This is a genomic window from Wolbachia endosymbiont of Dirofilaria (Dirofilaria) immitis (assembly GCF_013365455.1).
Lineage (GTDB): Bacteria > Pseudomonadota > Alphaproteobacteria > Rickettsiales > Anaplasmataceae > Wolbachia.
The window spans coordinates 837,922-855,337 of the sequence record NZ_CP046578.1 but is presented as its reverse complement, the minus strand read 5'-3'; the positions used below and the strand labels follow the sequence as shown (position 1 = coordinate 855,337).

Below are 17,416 nucleotides of genomic sequence, written 5' to 3'. Positions count from 1 at the left end.
TTAATTTCTTGAAAACTTGGATCGCCTACTTGAGAATCTGGAATGCACTTCACTTTTTTGTTGGCCTTTTTTTCTGCTTTTTTCTCATTTTTACTAATGACCGAATTGCAGTTGAAATTTGTCCACGGGCTTCCTTAAGTGTTTCTATATCTTTTCCATTAGTATAATGCACTTTTCTATAAGCCTTTCCATATTCTTTTTTTGGAAAAGCTTTGGGTAATTTCATTCTTTGTTACTCCCCCCCTTTATAATTACCGTTGCTTTTCATTGTGAAACATGCTTCTGATGGCTTTTGGTTTTTCTCTTTTCCTAATACATAATTATCTCTAGTAAATTTAGATAATTCCTGATTTAATTTATCAAAGTTATTCTTTCTTTTTAAGATTCAAGTTTTAAGAATTTTATCAATTTTTTAAAAACATTAATTTTCTTCCTGTACCAATTGTCTCTTTTTTTTATTTCATCTCTGTGTTTATATGTGGCTCTCCTATAAAGTTCTATAGCTACTATGATTAAACCGGTTACTAAATACTGTGTTCCATTATAATTTTCTTTGGATTAACGATCGATTGTTTAAAATTACAGTTTTTTTTCATTGTTACCCGATCTTTACTGACTTATTTAGCTAATCTTTTGAATTTTTTACTTCTATTAATTTTTTAATATTGTTTTTTAACAACTACCTCCTGCTCTTATTATTACTTAATGAATTAAGTATATTCTTCCGCTTTAGTTAAGGCTAAATCTTGAGCTAGGTGCTGCATTTTATTCATAATTGATTATTAATTATAATATAGTTAATATAAGTAATTAATTCTTCCCAAATATAGAATTTGTATTACAATACCTAGATTATATGAAAATAAGGTATTCTATGGGTGAGAAAAAATTAAAAGCTGCTGTAGTTTTATCAGGGTGTGGTCACCTTGACGGCACTGAGGTAAGAGAAGGAGTCTTAAGTTTGCTGGTTCTTGATCAGCAAGAAGTTGAAGTTAAATGTTTTGCTCCTGATATCGATGTTGCACAGGTCATGAACCATAGAGCAAAGGAAGCAGTGAAAGAAAAAAGGAATGTACTTATAGAAGCAGCAAGAATCGCGAGAGGTGAGATATGTGACCTTAAAGAAGCAAAAGTTAAAGACTTTGATATGTTAGTTATACCAGGTGGATATGGGGTTGCTAAGAATTTATCTGACTTAGCTGAGAACAAAGATATAGTAACAGTACTACCTGAGTTTGAAAGGTTAGTCTCTGAATTTTTTATTGCAAAAAAACCAATAGGGGCAATATGTATATCTCCAGCAATAGTTGCTTTTATTCTAAGTGGTAAAATTGGTAAAGGAAAGGATAGAATTAAGGTGACAATAGGAGATGATAGAGAAAAGTTGATAGAAAAGTTAGGTGGTGAGCATATAAAGTGTGATACAGAGTTATCAATAGAAGATGAAAAGTATAATGTGTTTTCCTGTTCTGCTTACATACGTAGCGATGAAGGAGTGTATTCTGTATATCAAGGAATAAAGCATATGATTGATAGTATGGTAAAAAAGTTAACAAGAGGAATTAAGTAATTGTCTTGCATAACTAATTGTTGGACTTTACGTTTTGAGGTATATTATAGCTAAGTATACTTTTAAGTATACTTAGCTTTTTGATAGTAGGTGTAAAGGTACTCTATATATGTCAGATGATTTGTGGGGTTTTTTCATTGACTTTCCTAGTGAAGGTTATGTAGTTGAAAGTTCATACTGCGCAGATGGTAAGTGTAATTATTATATAGGGAACATTGATCTAAATAATATTTGGGAGTTTGATTTGATTTCTCTAGATGGGAAGGTAATAAAGAAAGTTGGGGTTGATGTGGTTGATTTTTCTGAGCCAAGGGTTCGTTTTAGTATGAATGAAAGTGGTGAAAAAATCAATTTAGATATTGCCGCTGAGAACTGTAAAGTAACAGAAGATGGGTTTCTTTGTATCAATAAAGATAAACAAAATTATAGACTTAAGTTTTTGATAAAGAAAATACAATTTACACCTCAAGTATAGCACTTAGTATAAGTGATATTTTATTTATAACCATTTTTAGCTGAGTGCAGCAATCACTCTTCGATATAATGATACTCTGAGGTTATCGGTAATATATATCTAGTTAAGCGTATAGTTTTCCTATAAACGGTGCTATATTCATGTTTTTATCATATTTGATTCAGCTTACTGCTGTGTATAGTAGTTTTTTTATCTCCCCTAGAGGGCTTCTTGTAATAATCTGTTCTCTAATGCTTTCTTTATTAAATATTGAAGTTATGTTGTGGAATGTTCTACTGTTGCCTAATTTTGCTGCAGTTTATATAATGTGTATGAGAGTTACAGCTATTCTAACTATAAGATAATGTTATTAAAATGCTTTCACTCTATTTGGTTAGGGTGTTGGTATAAATTTTCTGGCATTTCTATTTTTAAAAGTGAAAATAACTTCGCATCTTTAAGGTGTTCTATTTATTTGTTAATACCTAATTTGACAGCGATTTTTTGCTGCACTAATGTTGGTGGGGGGTAAGCTTATAAAGATCGTGGATTATATATTCTCTAATAGGTATTGACTTTGATATATTGTGAAATCACTAATTTTTATAACGTATGCATCAAATGCTGCAGCTCTGTTATAAAGAGTTTTAGTATATAGTCTACATGACGTGTACCTTATAGACTAGTGTGGTTAAACTTTTATGCATCTTTTGCTTTATTCTGTAGATTAGGGTTAAAACTACATGGACTCTAACTATCGAAATAATCTTATGTTTTCCCATTTAAAACAATTCTTACTCTACTGGGAGCTTGATGCCTGTTTATAGTTTTAGCTAATTTCTCATGTGCTTATACTTTGTACTTGTAGATCTAAAGATGGCTAAACATGATTGCCTAGTGGTATCAGAGTAACATAGCGTTGTGATCTAGCTTTATTTATATACACTTCAATTCTGGTAATGCTTCCTCCATCTATATAAGTACAGCTGAGCACGTGTGAAAACAAATTGCTATGAGAATTATGTTTTCACATAAAACTATTCCTTACACACCTGTGTTTTTTATTGTCAATAGCTTCTTTAAGGTTAAGTTTTCTTTTATTCAGATAATTCTTTGAAGTAAGCATTTTATATAAACCTTTATATATCCATCTAAGATAGAATACAGTTGTACTGTTATACTCTCTGGATTTCTTACTTTTATTGAACTTATATGCAATGAATATTATTAGTATATTTACTGCTCCATTTTTATCGAAATGTTAGGCTGTCTGTATTTTTAGTATGCTTTTTTAAGCTTCCTGTGACACCCAGCTGATTAAGTATTAAAGAAAATATATGAAAATGACTATTATATAAAATAATAGTACTATAAGACATAATGGGCTGAGCATTATTTTTGAGTAATGCTTGTATACCAATCTAATTTGGAAAAAATGGAAATTATTTTAACTGAACCACGCGGGCTTTGTGCGGGAGTCAAAAGAGCAATGGCTATGTTGGGGCTATTGCTTTAGAAAAATACAAAGGTAATCGTCGAGTTTATGTACTACATGAGATTGTTCACAATAACATATGTGGTAGAGGATTTTAAAAGACAAGGAATGATTTTTGTAAGCAGTATTAAGGATATTAAAGATAATGGTGGGATATTAGTTTTTAGTGCAGATGGAGTGTCAAAAAATATAGAAGAGGAAGTAAAAAGGAAGGGTATCCAAGTGGTTGATGCAACATGTCCTCTAGTTAGCAAAGTGCATAAAGAAGCAAAAGGATATGAGGATAATGGTAAAGAATTAATTCTAATTGGGAATGAAACTCATCCAGAGGTTAAGGGAATTAGAGGAAGAGTAGATAATCCTATTGCTTTAGTACAAACTGTAGAAGATGTATACGATTTAAAAGTTAAAGATCCAGATAATTTATCTTATATCACACAAACCACTCTAAGCGTTGATGATACTGGCAAAATTATTACTGCCCTAAAGCTTAGATTTCCAAACATTATAGGTCCTAATTTAAAAGATATATGCTATGCAACACAAAATAGGCAGAGTGCTATCAAAAAAACTAGCTGAGTTTGTAGACATAGTATTAATTGTAGGAAGCAAAAATAGTGCGAACTCAAACCGCTTATTAGATCTGTGTACTGCAAGAGGAAGAAGGGCTTATTTAATTGATAACTATAACTATGTGAATAGGAGTTGGTTACAGGGCATAGAAAAGTTAGGGATTACTGCAGGTGGTTCTGCTCCTAATATATTAGTTGATGAATTAATAAACTACTTGAGAATAAACAAGGGTGTGAAGGTTTCAGTTATGCCAGGTGGTATTACTGAAAATGTTAGGTTTAAAATATTAGATTTAGTATGAAGTATATCTTATTTAACTAAACTCTGATTACTAAGATAAATGTAAGAATTATTGACAGTCAGAGCTCTTGGCTGAAGAGAAAAAGTTAGGTGTCTGAAATCTAGGCATGAAATTTCATTTATAAAAAAGACTTAGAAAAGTGTACTGCATGCAAGATGAAATTAAGTATGCATCTTCACACTACTTGTAAATATATTTTTTTGTTGAGGTTAATTCTTTTATGGAAAAGACTGTAGATAGGTTTTAAGTTTTCTAAATATCTCTACTGTTAGTGAGTAAAATTTGCCGCTATAACACAAATTAGCTACTGAGGAACAGAATACCTTGCATGAGCGGCAAGAATAATTATTAATCTGTTTGCTAAAACCAGAAAACGTTGTGTCAGATAAAATAGGGTTTTTGACTGTTTTTGCCTTAGTTATTAGTAGTCAAATTGGCTCTGGAATTTTCATGCTTCCAATTAGTCTTGCTCCATATGGCATATATAGTCCTATGAGCTGGATGATATCGGGGCTTGGTGCTATATTTTTTGCTTTAGTTTTTGCTTTTCTCTGTGCAAAGTTTCCAAAAACTGGAGGTCCTCACGTTTACGTAAAATATGCCTTTGGCTCTACAGTGGCTTTCTTTATTGGTTGGACTTATTGGATAAGCTCGTGGGTTAGTTCAACAGCTGTAACAATTGCAAGTATTGGTTATCTAGCTCCTCTTTTTTATAGTGATATGCAAAATATACGTTTGCTTTTAGAAGTGGTATTGATTTTAGCTATTATGCTAATAAATTTAAGAGGGGTGACTACTGCTGGACGTGTTGAACTTCTATTAACTATTATTAAAATAATTGCACTACTTACAATACCTATGGCGGCTTTGTTTTTTTTTGATAGAAATAACTTTATTATAAGTGAGGAACTGTCAAGCTTTACAACATCGCAGATTCTTGCTCACTCTACACTTCTTGCTCTATGGTGTTTCGTTGGACTTGAATCAGTAACAGCATCTGCAGGATCTGTTAATAATCCAGGTAAGACAATACCAAGAGCCATAGTACTTGGTACAATCTGTGTTGCTGTTATATATTTTATTAACAATTTTGCAATTATGGGATTAATAAGCGGTAATGACCTAGCTGATTCAAGGGCACCATATGCTGATGCAGTGAAAATTATGTTTCAAGGTAATTGGCATGTAATCGTTTCTGTTGTTGCTTTTATTGTTTCTGTAAGTAACTTAAATACTTGGTTCTTGGCTGATGGACAAATTGCTTTAGGTCTTGCAGAGGACAAGTTAATGCCAAGGCTTTTTACTAGAAGAAATAAGTACGATGCTCCTTTTTATGGAATAATGCTAAGTACTTTAGGAGTAATAGTTTTGCTTGTTCTAACGTCAAACAAAAATTTTGTTGAGCAAGTAACTTTAATAATTGATGTCTCTGTGGTTTCATTCTTATTTATCTACTTAGTATCTAGTTTTGCCTTTCTTAAGATTGCTATGCAAGAAAAGATATATTGCAAGTTACTGATTGGAGGCGTGGCTATACTTTTTTGTTGCTGGATAATATATGAGATTCCTATCAGGACATTATTGATGTCAAGTCTCTTTCCCCTGAGCGTAACACCTATTTATCTGCTTTGGTACCGCAAATCTATAAGGTGACCTTTCTAAAAGCTTAACTTAAAAACATAATTTTTTCTTTGTTAAGGTTCTTGTGGTTAAGTTATACTGCTAGCCTATGTTAATAGATCAGGGGTATTGTGTCAAATAAAATAGGTTTCTTAACAGTTTTTGCTTTAGTTATCAGTAGCCAGATTGGCTCTGGGATTTTTATGCTTCCAGTTAGCATTGCACCATATGGTATTTATAGCCTAATAAGTTGGATAATATCAGGGACTGGTGCTGTGTCTCTTTCTTTAGTGTTCGCTACACTATGTGCAAAGTTTCCAGAAACCGGAGGCCCTCATATTTATACAAAATATGCTTTTGGTTCTACAGTGGCCTTTTTTGTTGGTTGGACTTATTGGGTAATTTCCTGGGTTAGTACAACAGCTCTAGTAATTGTAGGTGTTGGTTATCTTACGCCATTTTTTTATGAAGACGTTCAAAGTGTGCGGTTACTTTTAGGGTTACTATTGCTTACAGTTATTACGTTAATAAATTTAAGAGAAATAGCTGCTGCTGGACGTGTTGAGCTCCTACTCACAGTTATAAAAGTTTCTGTGTTACTTGCAATACCTATGGTGGCATTGTGTTTTTTTGATAGAAACAACTTTATTATAAGTGAAAAAATCTCAAATCTTACAATATCACAAATTCTTGCACGTTCTACACTCCTGACTGTATGGTGTTTTGTTGGAGTTGAATTGGCAACAGCACCTGCAGGGTCAATAAATGATCCAGCTAAAACTATACCAAAAGCTGTAGTACTTGGTACAATCTGTGTTGCTATTATATATTTTATTAATAGTTTTACAATTATGGGACTAATTAATGGCAACGATTTGGCGAATTCAAAAGCACCATATGTTGATGCGATAAGGGTTATGTTTTCTGGTAGTTGGCATTTGATTATTTCTATAATTGCATTTATCTTCTGTGTTGGCAGTTTAAACTCATGGGTTTTATCTAGTGGACAAGTTGCTTTTGGTCTTGCGGAAGATAAACTTATGCCACAATTCTTTGCGAAAAGAAATAAGCATGGTTCTCCTTTTTTGGGAATAGTAACAAGCTCAATTGGAACTGCAATTTTGTTAATTCTCACTTCAAGTAATAATTTTGCTAAGCAAATTACATCAATTATTGATTTTTCTGTAATTTCCTTTTTACTTATTTACCTTACGTGCAGCCTTGCTTTTTTAAAGGTTATTATAGAAGAAAGGAATTATTGCAAGCTTTTAGTTGGTGTTATAGCAACAACCTTTTGCTGCTGGATAATATGTGAAACTCCTATTAATACCTTGCTAATCTCAAGCTTATTTACTGTAAGCGGTACACCTCTTTACTTGTTTTGGTATCGTAAAGTTTCTTCATAATTCGATAGCTAAAACTTTAAATGGTCGATATTTATGTTTTTCTCTTCTTTATCTACTTGTTCAACATTGCTTTTCTTAAGCTTACTACCTACTCCTTCTGTGTATTTATTGTTTATGCAAGTCTCGTTTTTTGCTTTACTGAAGTGGTCTGTTTGCAATCTTAGTTTGTATGTCTCCCCTTCAGATGTGAAAATTTTTGCTAAGAGCTTTCCTATTACTGGTATTGATTTTAAAAAGCCTTTTGGTTTTAAAGGCTGCTGTTCTATTTTTGTAAATTGTGTTTTAATAATTTTTACAGCATACTTTCTATCATCAAAATTTATCTTATATTTTTTTTGTGAAAGAACATTTTGAACTCTTGGTTCATTGATTTTCTCAGTTTCTTGAGGGGTAGATGATGTGGGCTTTACAATTTCATTATTTTCTTTATTCATCTCTTGCTTTGTTATGCAATATTGTCAATATTATGTAATAATAACTGAATTACAATTAATTTCAAGGTAAAAATATTAAAATAATTGTAAATTTTATCAGTGGGAATATAATATGCATTCAAAGTTAGAAATTTATCTGCATGGGACATAAGATTGCTGTTATTGGAGCAACCGGAAGAGTAGGGCGTGAAGTACTAAAGATACTAGCTGAATTTCATGGCGAAAAAAAAATTTCGATAGATTTTGTTGTTGCGTTTGCATCTAAAAAATCAGAAGGAAAAAAGGTAAGTTTTTATGATAAAGAATTAATTGTTTTGTGTCTTGAGGGCTATGACTTTGTTGGGGTTAATATAGCTATTTTTTGCGCTGGATGTTATGTTTCTAAAAGGTACGTACCAGTTGCAACAAAGGCAGGGTGTATCGTAATAGACAATAGCTCACATTTTAGAATGGAAGGGGGCGTGCCACTAATTATTCCAGAGGTTAATAAGGAAAAAATCATAGAATATAGGAATCACAACATAATATGCAATCCAAATTGTACTGTAATACAGATGCTACTAGTACTGCATCTGTTACACCAAAAAGCGAAAATAAAGAGGATTATTGCTTCAACTTATCAATCAACTTCTGGTGCAGGCAAGGCAGCAATGGATGAACTTTACAACCAGACAAAGAAAGTCTTCATGAATGAAACTAAAAAACCTGAGATATTCCCTAAGCAAATAGCATTTAATTGTATTCCTCATATAGGAGAGTTTATGAAAAATGGCTCTACGAAAGAGGAGTGGAAAATGCAGGAGGAGACAAAAAAAATTTTAGGAGAGGATATAAAAGTAACTGCAACTTGTGTTAGGGTGCCTGTTTTTATTGGTCATGCTATAGCAGTAAATGTTGAGTTTTGTAGGTACATTACTGAGGAGCAAGCTCGTGAAATACTGAGTAAGGCTGAGGGTAATGGAATTTTAGTGTATGATAGGCGTGAAGATGGCAAATATATAACTCAAATCGACGTTGTACAGGAAGATGCAGTATATATATCACGTATTAGGCAAGACAATACAGTCAAGTATGGGTTAAATATGTGGATAGTAGCTGATAACTTGCGTAAAGGTGCAGCACTAAATATAGTGCAGATTCTAGAGATTTTAACTAGGGGATACTTGTAAGGGGGTACTTGTAGATTAATAACTTAAATCTATATTAACATGTCCCATTTTGCGCTTATCTCTAACCTCTTTTTTCCCATATATTGTTAGGCTAGCTTTTTTGTCAGTTAAATACCTATTAAAATCATATATATTATGACCTATTATGTTTTTTGTCATGCAAGGAAAGCGTAATACTATTTCTTGCATAGGTAATCCGCATATTACTCTGATTAGCTGCTCAAACTGACTAATGTTACATGCATCTAAACTCCAGTGGCAAGAGTTGTGAGGCCTTGGAGCGAGTTCGTTAATTAGCAGCTCATTGTTTTTAGTAATGAAAAATTCAATGGCTAGAATTCCTATTATGTTAAGCGCACCTGCTACTTTCCTTGTAACTTGGTGTATCTCTTGAGTTAACTCGTTGTCTATTTTAGCTGGCACAACTGAAGTGTCAAGTATTCCATTAACATGATGGTTTTCTGCTATAGGGAAAAAAGCTACTTTACCGTTTCTATCTCTTGCAACAACTATTGAAACCTCTTTCATTAAGTCAATACTTGCTTCGAGAATGTACTGTGTATTCCAATTAAAAGAAGCGAGTTGTCTTGCTTCAGAATCGTTCCTGATCACATATTGTCCTTTTCCGTCGTAACCCATTTCTGTTGTTTTCAGTCTTGTTGGATAGTTAAGAGTTCTACTACTTTCTAACAGCTCATCATAATTTTGTATGCTTTTATAACCAGCAGTTTTTATACCTAGACCTCTAATAAAATCTTTCTCCCTAAGTCTGTTTTGTGAAATATATAGTGCTTTTTTACTAGGATAGAAGTTCACATGTTGTGATATAACATCAACTGCATCACATGGAATATTTTCAGATTCAATAGTGGCTAAGTCTATGTTCCGTGCAAAAGATTCAAGTGCCTTTTTGTCAGACAAACCTGCTATTGTTAAATTATTAGCAACAGAGCAAGCTGGATCATCCTTAGCGTTGGCAAAGATATGTGTTTTTTGTCCAAGCTTTGTTGCAGCGATAGCAATCATTTTGCCTAACTGTCCACTGCCTATTATTCCTATCATCCTTTTACCAAGTGTCTGTTCGTATTATTGCAGCTGAATTAGAATATGACAATGTACTTGAAAAGTCCATGAGAATAATGTACAAATATAAAGTGTTGTTTTCCTTATTGTGATAATGACTCTAGAATATACACTTACTACTAACTCTGTTGAAGTGACAGTTCTGCCAGTTTATATTGAGGAACAATCTATCCCTTATGAGAATTGCTATGTCTGGGTGTATAATGTTAGGATAAAAAATAAAGGCTCATCAGCTGTTCAATTACTGAGCCGCCATTGGCGAATAATAGATTATAAAGGAAAGGTAAATGAAGTTGCAGGTGTTGGTGTTATTGGGGAGCAACCTGTGATAAGACCTGGAGAAGTATTTAAGTACACAAGCGGAACGTACTTGAATGCACCATCTGGAATAATGCAAGGTAAGTATGAGTTTCTAAATGAAGGAAGCGCGAAAACTTTTGAGGTTATGATACCACCTTTTTCTTTGGATAGCCCATATACAAATGCTAGGCCACATTAAGCCATCAATTTTTATAGGAGGGTTTATTTTTTGTTTTCATCGTCAAGCTTGAATAAAATCATTGTAGAGGTTAAACAGATTATAACTATCATCAAGGAAAATGGGGCAGCTTCTTTGTAACGCTCATCACTTATGAGCTCAAATATTCTAGTTGATATGGTCTCAAAATTAAATGGTCTTATAATAAGTGTTGCTGTGAGCTCTTTAATAGTGTCCATGAATACGAGTAAAAATCCTGATATTATGCTCTTTTTAATGAGAGGAATATGGATACTCAAACATGTAGAGATAGGTCCATGACCCATAGCGTGTGCAGTCCACTCAATTTCGTTTGGCATTTTTTTAAGTCCTGATTCTATTGCTCTAAAAGATATAGCAAAAAAACGGAATAAATATGAGTAAATTAAAGCGCCAATGGTTCCTACTAAACTGATTTCTTCAATATATTGAGTAGCAAGAGAAGATATTTTGCTCAGGAATATTATTATACTAATTGCAATAATTGTGTTTGGAATTGCGTAGCCTAAAGAAATGAGACGTGCAATACTATTAATTATTTTATTTTTACGTGCTGTATATCCAATTATTATTGCGATGCTAATTGAGATTAGTGCAGTAATAAATGATAAACTAAAGCTATTTGCTATTATGTTATAGAACCTTGACTCGTGTATGAAAAAACCTTTTTCTGTACTCCAATACATGAGTGGAATAATTGGAAAGATGAAGCCTATTAATATTGGCAATATACATATGATATAAGCAAAGATCAATGGTAAGGTACCACTTATGTTTCGCTTATTGTGATAATCTGCATTAGTGTTGATTGCAGAATAGGATACTCTCTTTTTTTTTAGGATTTTTTCAATTATTGTTAGTTCTATAATGAAGGTTAATTCTGCAATTGCTAAAATAGTTGCTGAGTATTTATCATGTAGTAAAAACCAAGTGCGATATATTCCTGTGCTGAAAGTATCAATTGCAAGAAGCTGTGGTGTACCAAAGTCTGTGATTACTTCCATAAGCACTAAGGATAGTCCAGCTATAATTGATGGGCTTATAGAGGGTATTATAACAGAAAATAGGCTCCGTAATGAGGAAACTCCAAGTGTTGATGCAATAGTAACTGAGTTGCTAACATTTTTTAGACTTGAGCGGACTAGTATGTAAACATATGGATACAAACTAAATCCCATCACCAGTATTCCACCACCTAAAGATTTGATCTCAGGAAACCAATAATCACCTTTGTTCCAGTGAAAAATTTCCCTTAGCAAACTTTGTATTGGACCTGAAAACTCTAGTACATTGGCATAGACAAAAGATACTATATATCCAGGAATTGATGTTGGAAAAAACAGGGCAACTTCAAAAACTCTACTCCCGGGAAATGAAAAAAACATGGTTAGCCAGGCCGGTACTACTCCAAATATAAAAGATAAACTTCCAATCCCTATCATTAAAATTAATGTATTTAGTATATATTCGGGGAAAAGTGTACTTATAACCCATCCTGAATTTGCTGATTCTGTAAGTAGAATTGATACTAATGATAATATAGGACAAATGAATAATATGCTTACTAGAAATAAGAATATGTTTTTAAATATTCTTAAAGGCATTAAATTCGATCCACGCTTAATATTAAAATGTTATATGTAAAAGCTAAAGATATCCAGAGAAGATCTGTTGAATACTTTTATAATTTTATATATTATGCTTTAAGTTGATGGATTTAATAGTTATGAGCTTCGTTGTTGCAACTTTCTATCACTTTGTAGAGCTCTCTAATTACTACGATATGAAAGATATAATAAAAGCTGAATGTAATGATGTTAAATTAAAGGGTACCATACTCCTTGCAGAAGAGGGTATCAATGCAACTATCTCTGGTGAAAGAAATGCAATTGATAGAATATTTGATTTTCTACATTCTGATCATAGGCTAAAAGATCTTGTGTGGAAAGAAAGTGCAGCGGAATTTCAACCATTTAGTAAAATGAAAGTGAGATTAAAAAGGGAAATTGTAAACCTTGGTGTAAGTAATCTTGATATTTCACTTAAAGGTAAGTATGTTGATCCAGAATGTTGGGATGATTTTATCTCTCAACCTGATGTTTTAGTGATAGATGTCCGAAATAGATATGAAGTGAAATTAGGTAAGTTTAAAGATGCAATCAATCCAAATATTCAATATTTTCGTGAATTTCCTCAGTGGGTGAAGTCTTTTCCTAAGGATAAAGATCTAAAAATAGCTATGTATTGTACAGGTGGAATTAGATGTGAAAAATCTACAGCATATATGAGGGGACTTGGATTTAATGATATTTATCATCTTAGAGGTGGTATTCTTTCTTACCTTGAAAAGACCTATAATAAAAATGGTAATTGGAAAGGTGAATGTTTTGTTTTTGATAATAGGATTGCTGTTAATAACTCGCTTGTCCCAAGTGACAAAATAAAATGTATATTCTGCCTAAATCAAGTTTCAACAAACGGGCTAAAGTCAGTTTCACGTAGTCAGGTAATTTGCTCTGATTGTGAAAGCTTTGGAATTAGAAAAAAGTTTTTGTGTTAGGGGGATATTTTTTATTTCCTGTATCATCTTTTGATGAATTTTAAATTAGGGTTAAGTGTACTAGTAAAAAGTAGGATGTTTTTTATCTACGACATTTCAAATATATTAGAATATACTAAGTTCACGCTGCGTCGTCTTACGTAAACAGTGAAAAGAGTACTAAAAAAACTGTTGTAGAGTAGCCTTAGAAAAGTGAGCTGGCAAGTTTTTAAATTATAACTGGTTATTTATTTCTATTTTCTTAGCAAAAGAAAGAGATTTTGCTGTTATATGTAAATTTCGGCTACTACTTTAAAAAGAAATTTTACTATGTTCTTTTTTTTATCAAGGAAACAGCACCTTACTCACTGTGTGAGAACTCTGGCTACCTTTGCTATTAATGTTGATGCCATTATCTAGCAATCTACCATGTTTATTGAACATCCCTAAATTTATCTTGTATTATTAGGTACTTCTCTAGCCAGATAAAACTTTTTTGTTGATTTTCTAATTACAGGATATGTTGCATTATTTATCTTTTCTTGTGTTTGTTGTGACATTACATGATATTCATAGATATTCTTTTGAGTTAAATTAATCGCCATACACTATTTTTAGTAGGCTCTGATATTAGTATTCCTATTAAGGAATAGTACTCTTCTTTTCTTAATACAATTATTGTTTCTTTCAATCGCTTTTTTTAATATGTTACCTACTTAACGTTCATAGTCTATTAATCCATTTCTATTATTATGAATACTTTTTTTAAATTTTATGTAAATAAAAACCTCTGATACTATTTAAAGTAATTTTATCTCTATGTACAGTTAATAATTTACGGTTATTTTTCTAATTATAGATTTTGATATCTTAATGTGTTTTTTATGAAAAAGCTATAAGCGCATACATTCTTTAAATATTTACTTTTTGTTCTTAATTAGGTCTAGGGCCTTCTTCAGGTCTATACCTTCAATATCTGCGTTTTTGCCCAAAGCGACTTTTATTTTACCACTCTTTATGTAAAATCCATACTTGCCATTGCGAATGAAAACTTCTTTTCCTTTGTCATTAAATCCAAGAGATTTTAGCTCTTTTCGTGAGCCGTTTGCAATGATTTGCACAGCTTCATTTAACTGTGTTTCCAATACTTCTTTGGAGCTCTTCTTAAGAGAGAAGTATTTACCATCATAAAAAATATAGTACCCGAATCGTCCAAGACCCATTTTTATTTCCTTTCCAGTTTTTGGATGTTCTCCAATTATTTTTGGCAAGGAAAGTAACTGTGTCGCAGTAATCAGATCAATATCATTAATATTCATATCTTTTGGTATGAATCCCGTTTTTTTCTTTTCTGATTCACTATTAAATTCTAAATAAAGCCCGAAAGGACCTTTTTTAATCACTACTTCTTGCCCTGTTATATTATCTATGCCTAAACTTTTTGGGTATTCTAAATTGTAATTGTTGCTAGTAATTTCTTTTGTATAATTGCATATAGGATAGTTAGAACATCCAAGGAATACCCCAGCTTTTCCAAAATTCAGTTTCAATGTACCATTAGAGCAACCAGAACATTTCCTACCTATTTCTTTTTTTCCTTTCTCCGAACAAAACCAATCAACTACTAGGTCGTGGATGCCATTGAAAATTTCTTCATGTGTCATTTGCTTGACAGAGTTTACAAGATTAAAAAACGGTACCCAGAAGTAGCTTAGTTCTTTTTTCCAATCTGTACGTCCATTCGAGATTAAATCAAGCTTCTCTTCCATTTGTGCTGTAAAATCATATTCTATACAATGTTGGAAGAAGGTTTCTAAAAATATGGTAACGATCTTACCACGGCTGCTTGGAATGAATCTTTTATTGTCTAGTGTAACATACTCACGATTCTGCAATACTGAAATAATTATTGCATAGGTTGATGGGCGTCCTATGCCGATTTCCTCCATTTTTTTAATGATACTTGCCTCGCTATAACGTAATGGCGGCTGGGTAAAGTGTTGTTTTGAATTGATAGAAATTAGCTTGCATACCTCACCTTCTTTCATGGTAGGTAGAAGGACTTCACCTTCACTATCTACGTTATCTTTATAAACTTTGTAGAAACCGTCAAAAAATATGCTTGACCCACTTGCTCGTAGAATTACCTTCTGGTCAGTAGAGCTAATCTTAACTACTACCTGATCAAAGATCACTGATTCCATCTGGCTTGCAATGGTTCTTTTCCAAATTAAATCATATAATTTGAATTGTTCTAGTGTTAAATAGCTTTTAATGCTATCTGGTGTTCTATTTATATCAGTTGGGCGAATTGCTTCGTGTGCTTCCTGAGCATTTTTTACCTTTTTTATATATTGACGAGGAGACTTTGATAAATATTTGTTACCATATAATGATTTAATCAAATCTCTGATTGAGCTTATAGCCTCGTCTGCAATGTGGGACCCATCCGTACGCATGTAAGTTATTAGTCCTATGTTCTCACCACAGATATTGATGCCTTCATATAAGTTTTGTGCTATGCGCATAACATTTTTCACATTAAAATGCAGCTTATTTACTGCATCTTGCTGAAGGCTTGAAGTAACAAATGGAGACATCGGATTTCTTTTAATTTGCTTACGCTCTATTGTGCTTATATAGTATTGTTTTAACCCAATTTCTCTTGCTAAATTCTTTGCTTCTTCTTGATTCTTAATATCAAACTTTTCTAGCTTCTTGTTATCATAGTAGTTTAGCATAGCAAAGAACGTTTCGTCTTTGCTATTTTGTATTTTTGCCTCTATGTTCCAGTATTCTTGTGATATAAATTTGCTAATTTCATCTTCTCGTTCGCATATGAGCTTAAGTACTACAGATTGTACTCGTCCTGCGGACTTACTTCCTGACAATTTTGTCCATAGAAGTGGCGACAAACTAAATCCAACTAGATAATCCAAAGCTCTACGTGCCTGTTGTGCATGCACTAAGTCCATATTTATTTTGCGTGGATTTTTGATAGCTTCTTGTACCGCCCTTTTTGTTATCTCATTAAGGACTACTCTATGAATGTTGCTTTTGTCATTGATTGCTTTTCTTTCTTTTAGTGCTTCTACCACATTCCAGGCTATTGCTTCTCCTTCTCTATCTGGGTCTGTTGCAAGGTATATATCCGATGTCTTACTTGCTTCTTTAGCTAACTCTTTTACATATTTTTCTGCTTTTTTAATAATCTCATACTTTATAGTAAAGCCATTATCTGGATCAACAGAGCCCTTCTTTACTGGAAGGTCTCTTACATGTCCGAAAGATGCAGCTACTTTGAACTCTTTGCTCAAATACTTGCCTATTGTTTTTGCCTTGGCAGGCGATTCAACTATCAATAGTGCCATATTATTTATTAGTACCTAAAGATAGTATGTTGAGGAATATATGGTAAAAAGTAAAAAAATATTTTGATTGTTATTATGTATTTTATGCAATGAATTGTTGACCGTTATCAAAATTTTAGGTATTGCTGCCTAAAAGCGCCTTTTTGGAAGCTTACTGCAATAATATATACTTACGGCGGTAGTAAGATATAATTAACTTCGATTGCTTGCTATTTTAGCTACTGGTGTTTTTAGGTGAGCAATGGGCTATTTTTCTGAGATAGTACGTACTGACTGCTGGTAACATAGAAGCGGCTTAGATAGAGAATCTGCTACTATTTATTTTTTTTTGTAGTAGACCTTTGTTAACTACTACATTTGAGGGACTTAAATTATTTTGACTGTTGGATACTATTTCAATTTTTGTTTAATTGTCGCTGCATCTTATTAAGATTATCTTTATGATAGTTCTTATGTTTTTTAGAGTAGGTGTTCAAGCACTTCCGAATGTCTTTTTGTTACTATATGATAAAGTTTTAAATTCCAATACCTGAAAACTTCTCTTTTAAATACTGATCAAGAATAGTATTGCTTTTCTGGAGGAAAAATATGCAGTCATCTAAGTGTATTTATTTATCTGATTTAGAGAATTTATAAAAGGATATGATTTTCTATATAACTGATATAATAACCTAATGATTTTATATTTTTATATAAATAAATATTAACATTTTATTTGTATTATTTTCTATCTACTCAGGGTTATAGATAAAATTGCTATATCTTTGATAGTATAATCGTTAATTCTAAAAGCTGCATAATTGTTGTTAGTTATTTGTAGAGATGCTTTTTTTCTCCTATCCCAGAATATTGTTATTATTATTTAGCCAGATTCTATATAATTT

Annotated in this window: 12 protein-coding genes and 1 pseudogene; 8 read left to right on the top strand and 5 right to left on the bottom strand. The window is 32.4% G+C overall.

All coding sequences use genetic code 11. From position 1 onward, the window contains the following. Nucleotides 1-49: 49 nt before the first annotated feature. Complete coding sequence (locus GOY12_RS03375; RefSeq protein WP_175818633.1) at nucleotides 50-226, bottom strand: hypothetical protein; 177 nt, start codon at nucleotides 224-226, stop codon at nucleotides 50-52. A 648-nt stretch (nucleotides 227-874) separates the two neighbouring features. On the opposite strand from GOY12_RS03375, the gene elbB reads away from it, so the two are divergent. From elbB to GOY12_RS03350, 5 genes and pseudogenes are all read left to right on the top strand, one after another. Continuing rightward, complete coding sequence (gene elbB, locus GOY12_RS03370) at nucleotides 875-1,570, top strand: isoprenoid biosynthesis glyoxalase ElbB (protein WP_175818724.1); 696 nt, start codon at nucleotides 875-877, stop codon at nucleotides 1,568-1,570. Nucleotides 1,571-1,679: 109 nt separating this feature from the next. Further along, nucleotides 1,680-2,045, top strand: coding sequence for a hypothetical protein (locus tag GOY12_RS03365; RefSeq protein WP_175818632.1), 366 nt, complete (start codon nucleotides 1,680-1,682; stop codon nucleotides 2,043-2,045). Between the two features lie 1,414 nt (nucleotides 2,046-3,459). Next, a pseudogene (gene ispH, locus GOY12_RS03360) lies at nucleotides 3,460-4,393 on the top strand (4-hydroxy-3-methylbut-2-enyl diphosphate reductase). A gap of 378 nt (nucleotides 4,394-4,771) precedes the next feature. Continuing rightward, nucleotides 4,772-6,046 (top strand): APC family permease, encoded by a 1,275-nt coding sequence (locus GOY12_RS03355; RefSeq protein WP_175818631.1) that lies wholly within the window; start codon nucleotides 4,772-4,774, stop codon nucleotides 6,044-6,046. Between the two features lie 98 nt (nucleotides 6,047-6,144). Then, entirely contained in the window at nucleotides 6,145-7,419 is a 1,275-nt protein-coding gene (locus GOY12_RS03350) for an APC family permease (RefSeq protein ID WP_175818630.1), read from the top strand. 8 nt (nucleotides 7,420-7,427) lie between these two features. On the opposite strand, the gene GOY12_RS03345 is transcribed toward GOY12_RS03350, so the two are convergent. Further along, complete coding sequence (locus GOY12_RS03345; RefSeq protein ID WP_175818629.1) at nucleotides 7,428-7,853, bottom strand: hypothetical protein; 426 nt, start codon at nucleotides 7,851-7,853, stop codon at nucleotides 7,428-7,430. 140 nt (nucleotides 7,854-7,993) lie between these two features. Here GOY12_RS03345 and GOY12_RS03340 point away from each other — a divergent pair, with 140 nt between their 5' ends. After that, entirely contained in the window at nucleotides 7,994-9,022 is a 1,029-nt protein-coding gene (locus GOY12_RS03340; RefSeq protein WP_175818628.1) for an aspartate-semialdehyde dehydrogenase, read from the top strand. Between the two features lie 15 nt (nucleotides 9,023-9,037). Here GOY12_RS03340 and GOY12_RS03335 read toward each other — a convergent pair whose 3' ends face one another. After that, complete coding sequence (locus GOY12_RS03335) at nucleotides 9,038-10,084, bottom strand: 5-(carboxyamino)imidazole ribonucleotide synthase (RefSeq protein ID WP_175818627.1); 1,047 nt, start codon at nucleotides 10,082-10,084, stop codon at nucleotides 9,038-9,040. A 115-nt stretch (nucleotides 10,085-10,199) separates the two neighbouring features. On the opposite strand from GOY12_RS03335, the gene apaG reads away from it, so the two are divergent. Next, a complete protein-coding gene (apaG, locus tag GOY12_RS03330; RefSeq protein WP_175818626.1) occupies nucleotides 10,200-10,604 on the top strand; it encodes a Co2+/Mg2+ efflux protein ApaG in 405 nt (134 codons plus the stop codon). Between the two features lie 23 nt (nucleotides 10,605-10,627). Here the strand turns inward: apaG and GOY12_RS03325 are convergent, their stop codons facing one another. Beyond that, complete coding sequence (locus tag GOY12_RS03325; protein ID WP_175818625.1) at nucleotides 10,628-12,226, bottom strand: ABC transporter permease; 1,599 nt, start codon at nucleotides 12,224-12,226, stop codon at nucleotides 10,628-10,630. A 122-nt stretch (nucleotides 12,227-12,348) separates the two neighbouring features. On the opposite strand from GOY12_RS03325, the gene trhO reads away from it, so the two are divergent. Further along, complete coding sequence (trhO, locus tag GOY12_RS03320) at nucleotides 12,349-13,182, top strand: oxygen-dependent tRNA uridine(34) hydroxylase TrhO (protein WP_175818723.1); 834 nt, start codon at nucleotides 12,349-12,351, stop codon at nucleotides 13,180-13,182. Between the two features lie 899 nt (nucleotides 13,183-14,081). Here the strand turns inward: trhO and topA are convergent. Further along, nucleotides 14,082-16,532: a type I DNA topoisomerase gene (gene topA, locus GOY12_RS03315; RefSeq protein WP_175818624.1), complete on the bottom strand. Its 2,451-nt coding sequence runs from the start codon at nucleotides 16,530-16,532 to the stop codon at nucleotides 14,082-14,084. Nucleotides 16,533-17,416 lie beyond the last annotated feature (884 nt).

Bases quoted from the DNA above. Each gene is read 5' to 3' on its own strand.
- elbB (WP_175818724.1), top strand. From the start codon at position 875: ATGGGTGAGAAAAAATTAAAAGCTGCTGTAGTTTTATCAGGGTGTGGT.
- GOY12_RS03365 (WP_175818632.1), top strand. From the start codon at position 1,680: ATGTCAGATGATTTGTGGGGTTTTTTCATTGACTTTCCTAGTGAAGGT.
- GOY12_RS03345 (WP_175818629.1), bottom strand. From the start codon at position 7,853: ATGAATAAAGAAAATAATGAAATTGTAAAGCCCACATCATCTACCCCT.
- topA (WP_175818624.1), bottom strand. From the start codon at position 16,532: ATGGCACTATTGATAGTTGAATCGCCTGCCAAGGCAAAAACAATAGGC.
- GOY12_RS03375 (WP_175818633.1), bottom strand. From the start codon at position 226: ATGAAATTACCCAAAGCTTTTCCAAAAAAAGAATATGGAAAGGCTTAT.
- trhO (WP_175818723.1), top strand. From the start codon at position 12,349: ATGAGCTTCGTTGTTGCAACTTTCTATCACTTTGTAGAGCTCTCTAAT.
- GOY12_RS03325 (WP_175818625.1), bottom strand. From the start codon at position 12,226: ATGCCTTTAAGAATATTTAAAAACATATTCTTATTTCTAGTAAGCATA.
- apaG (WP_175818626.1), top strand. From the start codon at position 10,200: ATGACTCTAGAATATACACTTACTACTAACTCTGTTGAAGTGACAGTT.
- GOY12_RS03340 (WP_175818628.1), top strand. From the start codon at position 7,994: ATGGGACATAAGATTGCTGTTATTGGAGCAACCGGAAGAGTAGGGCGT.
- GOY12_RS03335 (WP_175818627.1), bottom strand. From the start codon at position 10,084: ATGATAGGAATAATAGGCAGTGGACAGTTAGGCAAAATGATTGCTATC.